At 45.0% G+C, this 14,234-nt stretch carries 8 protein-coding genes; 4 read left to right on the top strand and 4 right to left on the bottom strand.

The window, feature by feature from the left end:
• Positions 1–172: 172 nt before the first annotated feature.
• Complete coding sequence (locus tag F6J94_RS18905) at positions 173–3,400, top strand: efflux RND transporter permease subunit (RefSeq protein WP_293043333.1); 3,228 nt, start codon at positions 173–175, stop codon at positions 3,398–3,400.
• A gap of 256 nt (positions 3,401–3,656) precedes the next feature.
• Here F6J94_RS18905 and F6J94_RS18900 read toward each other — a convergent pair whose 3' ends face one another.
• On the bottom strand, positions 3,657–4,358 hold the full coding sequence (locus F6J94_RS18900) for a Uma2 family endonuclease (RefSeq protein ID WP_293043330.1): 702 nt from the start codon (positions 4,356–4,358) through the stop codon (positions 3,657–3,659).
• A 263-nt stretch (positions 4,359–4,621) separates the two neighbouring features.
• Positions 4,622–5,830: a tRNA preQ1(34) S-adenosylmethionine ribosyltransferase-isomerase QueA gene (gene queA, locus F6J94_RS18895; RefSeq protein WP_293043327.1), complete on the bottom strand. Its 1,209-nt coding sequence runs from the start codon at positions 5,828–5,830 to the stop codon at positions 4,622–4,624.
• A gap of 140 nt (positions 5,831–5,970) precedes the next feature.
• On the opposite strand from queA, the gene F6J94_RS18890 reads away from it, so the two are divergent.
• Together F6J94_RS18890 and aroA are read left to right on the top strand one after the other, a co-directional pair.
• Complete coding sequence (locus tag F6J94_RS18890; RefSeq protein ID WP_293021591.1) at positions 5,971–6,360, top strand: hypothetical protein; 390 nt, start codon at positions 5,971–5,973, stop codon at positions 6,358–6,360.
• A 146-nt stretch (positions 6,361–6,506) separates the two neighbouring features.
• Complete coding sequence (gene aroA / locus F6J94_RS18885) at positions 6,507–7,859, top strand: 3-phosphoshikimate 1-carboxyvinyltransferase (protein WP_293043336.1); 1,353 nt, start codon at positions 6,507–6,509, stop codon at positions 7,857–7,859.
• 161 nt (positions 7,860–8,020) lie between these two features.
• Here aroA and F6J94_RS18880 read toward each other — a convergent pair whose 3' ends face one another.
• Positions 8,021–9,172 carry a DUF1972 domain-containing protein gene (locus tag F6J94_RS18880; protein ID WP_293043324.1) on the bottom strand — a complete coding sequence of 384 codons (1,152 nt, stop codon included), beginning with the start codon at positions 9,170–9,172 and terminating at the stop codon, positions 8,021–8,023.
• A 1,480-nt stretch (positions 9,173–10,652) separates the two neighbouring features.
• Here F6J94_RS18880 and F6J94_RS18875 point away from each other — a divergent pair.
• A complete protein-coding gene (locus F6J94_RS18875) occupies positions 10,653–12,878 on the top strand; it encodes an alpha/beta fold hydrolase (RefSeq protein ID WP_293043321.1) in 2,226 nt (741 codons plus the stop codon).
• Positions 12,879–13,061: 183 nt separating this feature from the next.
• On the opposite strand, the gene F6J94_RS18870 is transcribed toward F6J94_RS18875, so the two are convergent.
• Positions 13,062–14,234: glycosyltransferase (locus F6J94_RS18870; protein ID WP_293043318.1), on the bottom strand; the 1,173-nt coding region annotated here is incomplete at its 5' end.

Here is a 14,234-nt window from a genome sequence, read left to right as displayed (position 1 = left end):
GCCTCTTCCCACTTTTCCCTGTTCCCGTCTTGATGCAGTCGCTCATGGGGGAAACCCCCAAGACCGCGCTGCATCGCTGTTCCCTGTTCCCTATTACAGACTGTTTATTTAGCATAACAGTTACGGTAGAGCCGTAATTGGTCAGATGACGTTTTCCTTTGGTAGGTAATTGATGAGTAGTAAGCTGGTTTCCTCCAACTCTAAACCTGAGGTTTTACAGGATAAATTACATCATAATGGGCATGATGGGCATGATGGGCATGATGTTAACCGAGCCTCAGGTTTAGCTAAATTCTTTTTCCTGAAAACAGTATTTGGTATTCTCCTGATCGTTTTGCTAACCTTGGGTGGGTTGATGGGTTATCAGTCGATGGTCAAAGAAGCGGATCCAGATGTGGAAATTCCCATGGCGATAGTGACTACTACTTGGCCAGGGGCTGACCCAGAAACCATGGAAACTCAAGTTACAGATAAAATTGAAAAAGAACTCAAATCCCTCAAGGGATTGAAGAAAGTTGAGAGTGCTTCTTTCAACGGTTTCTCCCAGATATTAGTTGAATTTCAAGCTAATGCTAATGTTCAGGAGTCGATGGCACTGCTGCGGCAAAAAGTTGATGATGCTGAACCGGAGATTAATTCAGAGGCTGAGCAACCAAATATAGAGCAAATCTCTGCCCAAGATGTTCCGATTTTCTCGATTGCTTTATATGGTAATCTCGATCCGGCGGTGTTCAGTCGGGCGGCGGAAGATATTCAAGAAAGACTAGAAAAAGTCTCGGATGTACGGGAGGTTAATTTAGCAGGACAACGGAAAGAAGTTATCAATGTCCAACTTATCCCCAGCCGCATGATTGCTTTGGGGATTTCCCCAACCACAGTAAGTGACCGCCTCAGAGTTGCTAACCAGGATATGCCCTGGGACCAGATTGAAAACGAACAGATTGGGGCTCAGGTGCGATTGTACGGTAGGTTTCGTACCTTGGAAGATTTACGTAGCTTGCCTATCACTCGTTTGGGTGGTGCTGATGGTAGGGTAGTGCGCCTAGATGAAGTTGCCTTAGTACGTCGGGATTTGGAAAGGGAAAAGACTCGTGCTTTCATTAGTTGGCAGGGTTCTGAGTTTGAACCCACCGTCAGCATGGATGTAGTGAAAGTACCAGGGTCTGACTCGATTAAGGTAATCGAAAAAACCTTAGAAGAACTGGAATCTCTTAAGCAAGACCTCAATGTCTGGCCTTTTGGGATGGATTATCGGATTACCTACAGGCAGGACGAAGAGATTCACGATGAGCAGAATAGCCTGATCAGTAATGTGCTTCAGGCCGTGATTGGTGTTTTTATCATCTTGTTCATTGCCCTGACCTGGCGAGAAGCAATGATTGCTGGGTTATCGATTCCTTTAACCTTTCTCGGAGCTATATTTCTGCTCTGGATTGGTGGGTACACCCTCAACAATATGATCTTATATGGGATGGTAATAGCACTAGGATTGCTGGTGGATGTATTCATCTTAATGATGGAGGGGATGCATGATGGACTGTTTGTGGAAGGGTTAACCTTTAATCAGGCAGCCCTTAAGACTGTGAGAACCTATGCAGCACCAGCCTTTTCCGGTCAGCTCACAACTATTCTAGCTATGGCACCCCTGCTGGTAATTAGTGGCACGATGGGCAAGTTTATACGCTTGATGCCCATCACAGCAATTATCTGTCTGTTGCTCAGTTATGCGATCGCTTTATTAATCGATATACCCTTGTCTCGCTTTCTGTTAGGTAATGTCAAAGGCGGGATTCAAAAAACCCGCATTGATAAATTAACCGAATCCGCCTCTGAATGGTTTAAAAACTGGAGTCTCAAGTTTACAGTACGTAACCGAGCAATAGCTGGTGCTTGGATTGTCGGCACTATAGTTATTTTTATTACCTCTTTGGTTGCGGTTGCGCAATTACCAGGAACGCTTTTTCCTGATTCTGACAACCGCCCGATCAGTATCAATGTGGAATTACCCCCCACAGCCACCTTGGCAAAGTCTCAACAAGTGGCAGATGATTTAGGAGAAATTTTGCGTTCCAAGGATTATTTTGAAAGTGTCACCAAATTAGTTGGTCAAAAAAGTGGTTTAGTCCAAGAGAGTGGTCTTAAGCCGACACAGGATAACTATTTACTAGGTTTCTCAGCACTATTTACCAAAAAAAACCAGCGCGACCAGTTGTCCTATGAGTATATAGATGACTTGCGAACAGAACTGAATCAGGCCATGCGTAATTATCCTGGAGCATCCCTAGTCATCAATGTTCCTGGTACTGCTGAAGGCGGAGACCCCATTGCCATTGAGCTAAAAGGCAATGACATGAACAGACTGCGGCAGATTTCCGGTGAAGTCCAATTAGCACTGCGCCAGATTGATGGGACTGAAGATGTCCGTGATGGCTTGGGAGACTTGCGCAACGATATCAAACTTCGACCCAAACGGGAAGCTATGGATTTTTATGGCATCAGTGAAAATGACCTAGCCCTGCAGGGACGCTACATTATGACCGATAACGAGATTACAGACTCTGCGATTAGAGCAGGAAAAGACGACTTAGAAATTCGCCTGAGTACTGCCTGGCCCTCCCGCAATGGCGCTGTCGGTGGTCCCACTCGTCGTGATGAGTTGAGAATGTTTCAAGTGTTTTCATCAGACCACGGAGCAATATCGGGAAATGCGATATTGGATATTGAGCAGAGCATGGCTCCCCTATCGATTACCCATACAGATACTGAACGCACAGTTACTGTTTATTCTAAAGCTAAAGGTCGCACTCCTGGAGAGATTTTGGCAGAGTTACAGCCAAAATTAGAGCAAATGAAGAAAACCTGGTCTCCAGGTTATGATTACAAATTCGGCGGAGAGGCTGAAACTCAAAGTGAGACCTTTGGTTCTGCAATTCAGATGTCCTATGTATCACTTTTCTTAGTTTTTTCGGTACTGGTGCTGCAATTTGGCTCTTTCACCCAGCCTTTCATTATTATGCTCTCTATCCCCTTTGCTTTGATTGGCACCTTTAGTGGTTTCTCTTTGCTCGGGATACCCCTTTCGTTTCCTACCATGATTGGGATTATTTCTCTAGTGGGAATTGTAGTTAATGATTCCATCGTGATCGTAGAAACCATGAACAAGCATCGCTCAAGTGGAATGAAAGTGCGACAAGCTGCAGCTCATGGTGCTTCTGACCGACTGCGCCCAGTACTCACCACCAGTATTACCACCATGGTTGGTTTGATTCCTTTAGCACTAAGTGATCCCATTTGGTTTCCTTTGTGTATGGCAATTATCTTCGGTTTATGTGCCTCAACCTTGAGTGCGTTACTGGTGATTCCCTGTTTGTATTTACAGTTGACTCCAAATCAGAGATAGGCAAGAGGCAAGAGGAACCCACCCCTAACCCCTCCCAGGAGGGGAAGGCAAGAGGCAAGAGGCAAAAGTTGGTTTTAGTTATAGTTTTTTAGGTGTTGAAAATGTCACATATCAAAGACTTTAAAGATTTACTAATTTTGCCAAAAGGGATGATCCTAGTAATTGCTCATAACTACTCTTTTTATTAATCAATTCGACTAGGTGACGACTCTTGCCTCTTGCACTTTGCCTCTTGCCCTTTTCCTCTTGTTATTGTTCAAACTTGATCTGGATTCACTCCCATTGCTCGTAAGCGAGCAGCCAGTTTTTCAGCCCGTTGTTGAGCGATCGCTGCATTTTCTTCAGGAGTAGGTAACACAATTCCCTCCAAAGTAGACCAACGGAGCCAAGTGGCCTCCACATCCTTATACAAGCCTGACCAACGCACTAAGGCTAACCCTAACCTCTGGCTAACTAGTCGCTCCTGTTCATCTTCACTTAAAGGTTGATAGACTCCATTGTCTAAGCTAAATCCCGCCCAATCTTCTGGATTAAACGGGTCGTACCAAAAATATTCCGGTACTCTGACTTGGTCTTGATAAACTAGCTTTTTGGTACTTTTATCCGTCTTGGCTGTACTCTCAGAAATTAGTTCAATGATCACATCAGGTGCTTTCCCTTCTTCCCAAACTACCCAACTGAGTCGTTCGCCTTTGGGAACCCCAAGCACTACAAAGACATCTGGACCCCGGAAGTCTTGATTTTTAAGTTGTGCTTCACTGAAATGAAGAAACATATTACCGCCCACATAGCCATCCTCCCGCTGGGCTAACCAAGGCAATAACGGATCAATCAGCAATTGCATCTGGAGTTTATGTCGTTCAGTTTCCATCGGAATACCGTCATCACAGGGAAGGTCATACTGAGTTGGCAGATAAGGAGTATTAGGCACAACAGCAGAGGTCATGGTTTTAGACATAGCGATCGCATTACCTACTCAAATTTAACGCCCACAGCTACGATATCGTTGAAATTTGGTAAAAAACCCAGCGCTTGGATCTATCTTTTTTGCTAAAAATCTGGTATAGAAGTTCAAAATTTAATTATTGTTGATAGGGTTTCTGATAGTAACGAGGTACAAGGATTTTTTACCTCTTCCCAGGGAGTGCGCTTGACCCATTAAGAATTAAATTCGCCACGGGTCGCACCGCTCCCTACTCCCTACTCCCTACTCCCTATTCCCTACTCCCTACTCCCTATTCCCTGTTCCCTGGGGACATCTCTAGCTTCTGGAAAAATTAACATTGCATCACCAAAGGAATAAAAGCGATAACTAAGAGCGATCGCATCCTGATACAAGCTCAGTAACCGCTCCCTCCCTACCATGGCGCTAACTAACATTAATAAACTCGACCGAGGTAAGTGGAAATTGGTAATCAATCCCTCCACTACCTGCCACTGATAGCCTGGGTAGATAAATAAGTTAGTCTTACCACAATAGGGTTGTAATTCCCCATCCACAACGGCTCCCTCTAGAGCACGGACTACCGTTGTGCCTACAGCAATCACTCTGCCTCCGGTTGCTCTAGTTTCCTGAATTTGCTCGACAGTTGATTGGGGGACTTCTAGCCACTCTCCGTGCATGTCGTGCTCGGTAATATCCTCCACTTCTACAGGCCGAAATGTACCAACCCCCACGTGTAGGGTGATATACCCTAGCCGAATTCCCTGTTGGCGACAGTTTTCGATTAGCTCATTGGTGAAATGAAGTCCAGCGGTGGGAGCGGCAACAGCACCACTCTTTTGAGCATAAATGGTTTGATACTGGTCTGGGGTAGCTTGAGAGTCTTGGATATAGGGGGGTAGAGGAACCTGACCATACAACTCCAACAGGGTTTCCCAGGATACTCCCTCTGGGAAATCAAACTGCAATATCCGCCCACTGGTCGCTTCATCTGTTGCCAGAACAGTTGCTTTCAGAGGAGGTAGGGGGGTAGTTAGGTGTTTTGAGAGGGTACTATCGTTGAGCCCAAGGTCGGATGAGGGAGTAAACCAAATCTCTGCTCCTGGCTTGAGACGCCTACCTGGTTTGACTAAAGCTAGCCAACTCTGGTGTTGTCCCTGCTGTTGTCCCTGGTGTTGTCCCTGATGTTGTCGCTCTTCTAACAACAATATCTCCACAGGCACACCAGTGGATTTACGCCCATAGAGTCGAGCGGGGATAACCCTGGTGTTATTGAGGATCAATAGGTCACCCGGTTGCAATAGCTGAGGTAATTCCCTAAAGATGTGGTGGCTATGGTGAGTTGGTGAATCTACCACCAGCAGTCGTGAACCATCCCTCTCGCTCAAGGGTGTTTGGGCAATTTGCTCTTGGGGTAGTTCATAGTCATAGCTTGAGACTAATCGGTCGATTTGGTGCGTGGATGTCTGTTTGTCAATCCCTGTCATGCTGTTATTCCTAAATTGGGGAATATCCCCTATCTAAGATCGGGGGAATATCCCCTGTCCGTTAGCAATCCTGCCTTGCCAAAATAAAGATACAGCAATAGGATATCAAGCCTCAGTTGGTTACTAACTAACTCCTCTCTATGGATTACCTTTACTTTTTAGCTAATGCCAGTCTAACTCTGCGAGTCGTTGAGTATATAAAAGACTCGCCCCAGCTACCTATAAAATTTGCCACGGTGATTCATCGGATTGATGGCTGGGTGGTTAAGGTCAAGATGGACACACCCTTAACGGCTCAACAACATGGAGACTTTCGGGCTTATATGAACGAGTTGGGGATTCCCTACAGCCCAGACATTCGTGTGCAAATGGCTCTGTGGAGTCTGGAAACCGGACAGTCACCGGTAGAGGTCATGCGTCGCTACCAAGTTGCTGTGGTTTCTCATGGTAGTCCAAACCAGAGCGACATAGAAGCTTTTTGCGAACAATTCACCATGGGGTTGGGATATTGTCCAGAAACCTTGGCATGAGCAACTTCACCTAGGGTGGGCTTTGCACGTTGCTAGGCACTGCCAACCCTAGGATTAATTACAACGGTGCCAGATCTTAGTAATACCTATAATTTTGGTAAAATCGGTTATGATGCAGCATGGTAATGTAACCGAAGTCTATGCCCTTGCCAGCCAATCTAGTCACCCTAACTACGACGGAAAATCAACAGAATTTAAGCATAAATCCCCCAACATCTGGTCTATCTTTGCAGGGAGTTATAAGGATACCAGGGGATAAATCGATTTCCCATCGAGCCTTAATGTTGGGAGCGATCGCGCAAGGAGAAACTACCATTAAAGGGTTACTTTTGGGAGAAGACCCCCAAAGCACTGCTAGCTGCTTTCGTGCTTTGGGCGCAGATATCTCGGAACTTAATACTGAACAAGTGATTGTTAAGGGTATAGGACTAGGGAAGCTGCAAGAACCGGTTGATGTCTTAAATGCAGGTAACTCGGGTACTACCCTACGACTGATGCTGGGACTACTCGCCTCTGCTGCTGACCGATTTTTTACTGTAACTGGTGACAAGTCTTTGCGATCGCGTCCGATGTCCCGTGTGGTGAAACCCCTACAACAAATGGGAGCAAGCATCTGGGGGCGTGAAGGTGCAACGCTCGCTCCCCTGGCCATTAAAGGCTCCGTTCTTAAACCAATTCACTACCACTCTCCCATCGCCTCAGCTCAAGTAAAATCCTGTATTCTCCTCGCTGGTTTAATGACCGAAGGACAAACAACTGTCACTGAACCAGCCCTCTCCCGTGACCACAGCGAACGGATGCTCAAAGCCTTTGGCGCTCAAATTATTACTGACCCAAAAACCAATAGTGTTACGGTGACAGGACCGGCTCAGTTGCAAGGGCAAGCCGTAATTGTTCCTGGTGATATTAGCTCAGCGGCCTTTTGGTTAGTAGCCGGAGCGATTGTACCCGGTTCAGAACTGATTGTTGAAAATGTCGGTGTCAACCCTACCCGTACAGGTATTTTAGAAGCCCTATCCATGATGGGGGCTGATATTGAGCGGTTAAATCAGCGAGTTGTCGCTGGGGAGCCGGTGGCAGATTTGCGGGTAGGTCACGGTAACCTCTCTGGATGCACTATTGCCGGTGACTTGATTCCCCGCCTGATTGATGAAGTGCCAATTTTAGCAGTAGCAGCAGTCTTTGCCCAAGGAACTACTATCATTCGGGATGCAGCAGAACTGCGAGTCAAGGAAAGCGATCGCTTAGCGGTGATGGCATCCCAGTTGAACCAGATGGGAGCTAAGGTCACTGAATTGCCCGATGGTCTAGAGATTATCGGTGGTACTCCCTTAACTGGTACAGAAGTGGATAGTCATACTGACCACCGCATTGCCATGAGTTTAGCGATCGCAGCCCTAAATTCCCAAGGTACAACTACCATTCACGGTGCTGAAGCGGCTGCCATCTCCTATCCAAACTTCACTACCACCTTGGAAGAGGTAATTAAGGCTTGTTGACCGCTGTTCGCGTAGCGTGAGCTTTTAGCTCACCGCTCAAAATAAATAAAGTAATGGGTAAAGGTTTCTAAAATTACCCTTTACCCATTACTCGTTACCCTTTAACCCAAATTTTTCCCCGAGCAGCTAGCCCAACTAAGTAGCTCAACTTATGAAGGCTATCACTCTATTTCAGGGATTGGAGAAGTTAACAAAGCTAGTTTACGCAGCTGCTTAGCTTTGGATAAAAACAACCTTTCGTAGGCTTTAATATCCTTATCCTTAGCAAATTCCTCATCGTAGCGCTCTTTGCTCGCTAGTTTCATTTTTTGCAGTTCATCACCATCATTTAGCAGTATCTCCAGTTTCTCGTCCAATTCTGCTTCATTTTTGAAATAGTGAGCACCGGGTCCTGCAACCCAACGATTGAAGCGATTATTGTTTGCCAGAACCGGTTGACCAGCGCTGAGGGCTTCTACTAAAGAAGGATTAGTGCCACCAACTTGATGTCCATGAATATAGAGTCGTGCGTGGAATCTCAAGGCATTAACAACTGACTTATTATAGATAGCACCAGGAAAGATAACCTCATCACTGGCTGCTTCTAGAACTTGTTTGTGATAGGGTACTTGATCAGGTAAATAGCGACCAAGCACCACCAATTTAAGACCCCGAGGTCGCCTGGAAAAGCCAGAAACAATCTCTAGAATCGAGTTTTCTGGTTCAGGTCTAGCAATTACCAAAGCATACTCCTTCGGAGCCAGATTATACGCGGTTAAAAGTTGTGAGTCTGCATTAACAACTTTCTCGGTTCCATAAGGAATTACCGTAATTTTATCAGAAGCTACTTTTCGAGTCAATAAATGACTCTTGATTTCTGGATGATCAGCAATTAAACTGTTAGCTAACCAACACCCAGCCCATTCATTGAGATATAACCAAATTTTTTCAGGAAGCCTCCATTTACTGCGTTTCCATTCCAGACCATCCATATTCATAAAATTGGTAATCCCTTTGAGGCGATACCAAATACTGAAGATGGCTGTGTTATAGCCAAGGGTAAGCACGATACCCTTTTGTTTGACCGCATGTAATGTAGATTTCCAGTCAAAAATGATCGATCCCAGTGCGTTGCTATAGGGAACCGGTATATGAACCAGACGAATACCATGCCAGTATTCTTCAAACATCTGATTTTTGTGCTCTTCCTGACAATAGACTGTGACTTCCCATCCCTGAGATACAAGATATTTTGACAGCCGTTCCGCGAAAGTTTCAAATCCACCATATTGAGCGGGAATGCCACGGATACCAAGAATTGATAATTTCAACATTTTAGATGCCCCAGTCTAACAGTATACAAAGGCAAAAATTTGCCTTCCCAATTCACAAGTTAGTTATACTAACTGAGTTTAATCACGAAAATTTACCGAACAGTCGATAACAAACGGCTATCAAAGGTAGATAAGGTAGATAAACCCGATAATTTTTTGGTCTACCTTGAGCTGCTTTATCAATCAAGGAGATTCCCAGGATAAGCCTAGGCCATGATTTGTCAAAACTCTGTTAGTTTGGCGCAGTTTGACAATGGACTATCACCTGCCATCACTGAGATGGTATTTATCAACAAACCCTTAAAACCATTAAGTATAATACGTTCCGGGACTAGGTTAATGTCAGACTTGATTTGATTGTAATACTGCTGGAACGCACTACCACCGAGCAGAGGGGATGTGACACGCTTCACGCTGTGTCCCCTACACATTTAGGATTTGTGTGATAAATAGTCTCTGAACTTTAGGCGGTCGTTGAAGCGGTTGTGCCAACTTGTCAAAAGTGCCATAATCTGTTAGCATGTCAGGATTTTTGATGACGAATAACTTGAACATAGATCCAATAATCACCATTAGTTTTCCAAACGGTTTAACAATGGCTTTGCTATTTAATCAGCCTTTCACACAGTATAGCAAGGGAAGTATAGTTTAGGACATAGTCTTTTGGTTGAAAGGGAGCAGGAATCCCCCCTCCCTTAGTAAGGGGGGCAGGGAGCAGGGAGCAGAAGATGTCTTAAGCTTTACTTCGACTGCTATATCTTAAAATCCCTGTCAAAAGTCGAGATTTTAAAAAAAGTTAATGTTGTCAACAGCGGTCAATCAATTGTCAATAAACGGCTACATATTATTATTGTAGTATATCCCATCCAATCAACTCAACGATGATCGACGTGGAACTGAGCGAGTTTATGGAAAAACCTCCAACAATTAAATTGAGCTGAAGCAACATCTGATTAGTGATCAGACTTTAGTGATCAGACTTGGGTAACAAGTTAATCAAACTTTGTGAAAAAACTGTGAACTCATCTATCGAGTAGGGGAAACACTTAGCTATTTTAAGGGAATAAACTACCTAGTGACGTAGATTTGATGATTAAAGTTCCAGGATTTATAGAACTTACGAAATTTAGTTGGTTTTGGCTGGCTAACCCACTAAATATGGTGGGTAGTACTCAAAAAATATACTAAGTTTGGTGGAGCAATCGGGGCAATGGGTAAGTCCTGATTGATCAAAAAAATCTCAAAAAAAATCTCAAACAGCGCGCTGAGTTGGCTCACAGTAAATCGTTTTACCCTGTTTTCAGGCTAAGTATTGAATAAATCCGGGAAAAAAAGCTATACTGTATTACTTGAATAAGTAAGGTTTGCTATATTAGTTAAGGTTTGCTGTTACATCTGAGCAATCATGGCTCCCGCAAGTAATCCCTAAGCAAGTAACGGCTAAGCAAGTAAACCAATCAGCAACTGGGAAATCAGGGATGTGTTAAAACCGAGTACTCGCCAACCCCAACAACTACCGGAACAATTATTGATAAACGGCCAACAGCCCAAGCTTCAGCCTGTGGCATTTATGTTTCCAGGACAGGGAGCACAATATGTCAATATGGGGCTGGAACTAACCCATGAAATATCAACATTTCGTGTACTGATTGATCGATGCTCAGAACTCCTCAAACCCCATCTGGGTATTGACCTGCGCCATGTACTCTACCCAAAGCAGGAACAGACTAATCAGGCCACAGAGCAACTGAAACAGACTAGTATTACCCAGCCAGCCCTGTTTGTGATCGAGTACGCCCTAGCTGAGTTATGGATGTCGTGGGGAGTCCGTCCCCAAGCCATGATCGGTCACAGTATTGGTGAATATGTGGCAGCCTGTGTAGCTGGGGTCTTTTCCTTAGAGGATGCATTATCTCTGGTTGCCCTTCGAGGGCAGATGATGCAACAACTGCCTGCTGGCTCCATGCTTGCTGTTCCTTTACCAGAACAAGACGTGGAATCCCTGCTGGGTCAGGAACTATCTTTAGCAGTGATTAACGGGCCATCCCAATCGGTGATTTCTGGTCCTACTGATGCGATCGCATTATTACAAAACCAATTGGATCAACAAGGGGTAGAGTACCGCAGGCTACATACCTCCCATGCCTTTCATTCCAAGATGATGGAACCGATCTTGGACTCCTTCACCGACCAGGTAAAACAGGTTAGTCTCAAGCCTCCACAAATTCCCTACCTATCTAATGTTACTGGCACTTGGATTACAGCCGAGCAAGCAGTCAATCCACGCTATTGGGCACAGCATCTGCGGCAAACTGTGCGATTTTCTCAAGGTGTGCAACAGCTGTTGAAACAACCAGAGACCATCCTGCTAGAAGTAGGGCCTGGGCGAACCTTGAGCACATTAACGAAACGACACTCTCAGAAAGCGGTTGAGCAACTGGTGCTAACCTCAGTACGTCATCCACGACAGGAGCAATCGGATCTAAGCTTCTTGCTCACTACCGTAGAACAGCTCAGGGAAGCCGGTGTATCAGTGGATTGGGATGGATGCCATGGTCAGACACCTGACCAGCAAGACATCCTAAGGCACAAGGGCCAAGAAGATGATACCCAAAAAGACAACAGTACTCTGGAGTCAGAGTCATCCAAGACCTTTGTTGCTCCCCGAAATGACTTAGAACGTCAATTGACCAAGATTTGGGAAAACGTCTTAGGAATCAAATCTATCAGTGTTACAGATAACTTCTATGACCTAGGAGGAGACTCTCTGCTAGCGGTGCGCCTGTTTGCTGAGATTGAGAAGATTTTCCATAAAAAACTGCCCTTAGCTTCTCTGCTGATGGCTCCAACTGTAGCCCAATTAGTAAACCAGCTGCGCCAAGACCAAGGAGCAGCACCTTGGTCCTCAGTAGTACCAATTCAGCCCAATGGTTCCAAACCGCCTCTATTCTGTATTCATGGAGCCGGTGGTAACATTCTCAGCTTTCGAGATTTGGCACGTTATTTAGGTTCGGAGCAACCGTTTTATGGACTCCAATCATTGGGTCTCGATGGCAAACAGACTCCCCTGACCACAGTTGAAGATATGGCTCGCTGCTACCTCCAGGAAATACGTACTATTCAGCCCAAGGGTCCCTATTTTCTGTCAGGATACTGCTTTGGAGGTAAGATTGCTCTGGAGATTGCTCAGCTGCTCCGCTTAGACGGTGAGACAGTGGCTCTGCTAGCTCTGCTTGAACCTAGCCCTCTTGAATTCTCGACAAGTGAAAACCAACGTCCCTATCAACGTAGCTATAGTGATCGATTAAAGGGACTGTTTCAACGATTGATTCACAGAGGTTTTCAAGACGTACTCAAGCAGCAATTCCTAAAGGTTGTTTCTAAATTATATCAGTCCTTTGGAATTTCCTTACCGCAATCTCTCCAAATCATAAAAGTCCAAGAAGCTAACACCTTCGCTTCAAAAAATTATGTGGCCAAACGCTACTATCCAAACCCAGTAACAATGTTCTTGACCAGTGAGCGGATTTCCCAGTCTCCAGAACTCCAAAAAGGCTGGATAGAGTTAGTTACTGGAGAGCTGGAAATCCAGGAAATCTCTGGTAAGCACTTAGATGACCAACCAGGGAGTTTTCTCAAAGACCCCCATGTAGAGCTACTAGCTCATAAAATTAGGGCTTCTATAGATCAGGTAATTGTTAGTTAATTGTCAATCATTTGTTAAGTTAAACTTGTCACTGGTCGTAAGCATTCAGCCGTGAGCTTTTGGCTCACGCTACGCGAACAGCCATCAGCCGTCAGCTTTTGGGCAATAGCTGAGAGCTGATAGCTGATAGCTGATAGCTGATAGCTGAGAGCTGTTCGCGTAGCGTGCGCGTAGCGCTTAAGCTTAAGAATTGATAACTTGCTGATATAAACTCAGCATTTGTTCACCAATTATTTCCCATGACCAATTCTCTGAGACTATCACTCGTCCTTTAAGTCCCATAGATATGCGTTTTTCCCCATTAGTTGCTAACTGCAACAGTGCTTGATCTAAATCATTGATCACTTGGGATAGGTTATCGACAGGCACTTTAATTCCCCAGTCTTGTTGAACCATCAACGAGGGTCCACCAATATCGAGACAAACCACAGGTCTACCAGATGCCATTGCTTCCAACACCACCGTCGGCCAATGATCATGGAAGCTCGGATGCATTAACACGTCCACCTCTGCCATCCGTTGTAAGACCTGATCACGGGAAAGCTTCCCCCAAAAACGTACAGCATCACCGCATCCAAGGTCTTTAGCTAATTTCTGTAGTCCCTCCTTTTCAGGACCATCACCAATCAGCCAGTATTCACTAGTGGGGTGTTCACGATGGAACTGGGCAAAGGCACGGATGCCCAATGCAAACCCTTTCCAACCCAAAAATCTCCCGATACTGACCACTCGAAATGGTTCTTCCTGGCGCTGGGGCAGTTGAGCTAATCTCTCAATATCTTTTTGATTAAGACCAAAGGGAGGAAAAGCCTTAACTGGTAAATTATCTGACCATTGGCTCGCTTCCCGAGATAGAATTAATTGGGCGCGAGAAGCAACAGACCACTGGGTAAAGCGACCTAGGGCATTCATCGACACCATCCGAATCCGTTCCATCATGGCCGATTTTAGGGATAATGTCTTCAAGAGTACCGACGGAATTTTATCTTTAGCGCCACCATTCCAAATCAAGGGCACACCTAGCCAGCCTATCCATGTTGGCAACCAGGAATTTTGATAGGTGACATGGTGAACCAAATCAAAGCCAATTTCGCTCTGGAGTTTTTTGGCCACAAAAAATGCTCTAATCTGCCAGGCGATATAGTACAAATAATGGGACAATCCTGAATTACGAGACCCTTCAGACATTGCTACAAAAATAAAGGTGACATTGTCTAAAGGTGAATGAGTCAATTCCTGTTCAATCTGAGATTGATCAGTTATGTTAGTGAGCACCCAACACTTATGGCTATGGTCTTTAGCTATTTGTTTTACGACATTCCAACCTATACCATATTCAGACCCTCTTACTGGGGA

The organism is Moorena sp. SIO1F2 (genome assembly GCF_010672755.1).
Taxonomy (GTDB): Bacteria; Cyanobacteriota; Cyanobacteriia; order Cyanobacteriales; family Coleofasciculaceae; genus Moorena.
This window is presented reverse-complemented; position numbering and strand designations above follow the sequence as displayed.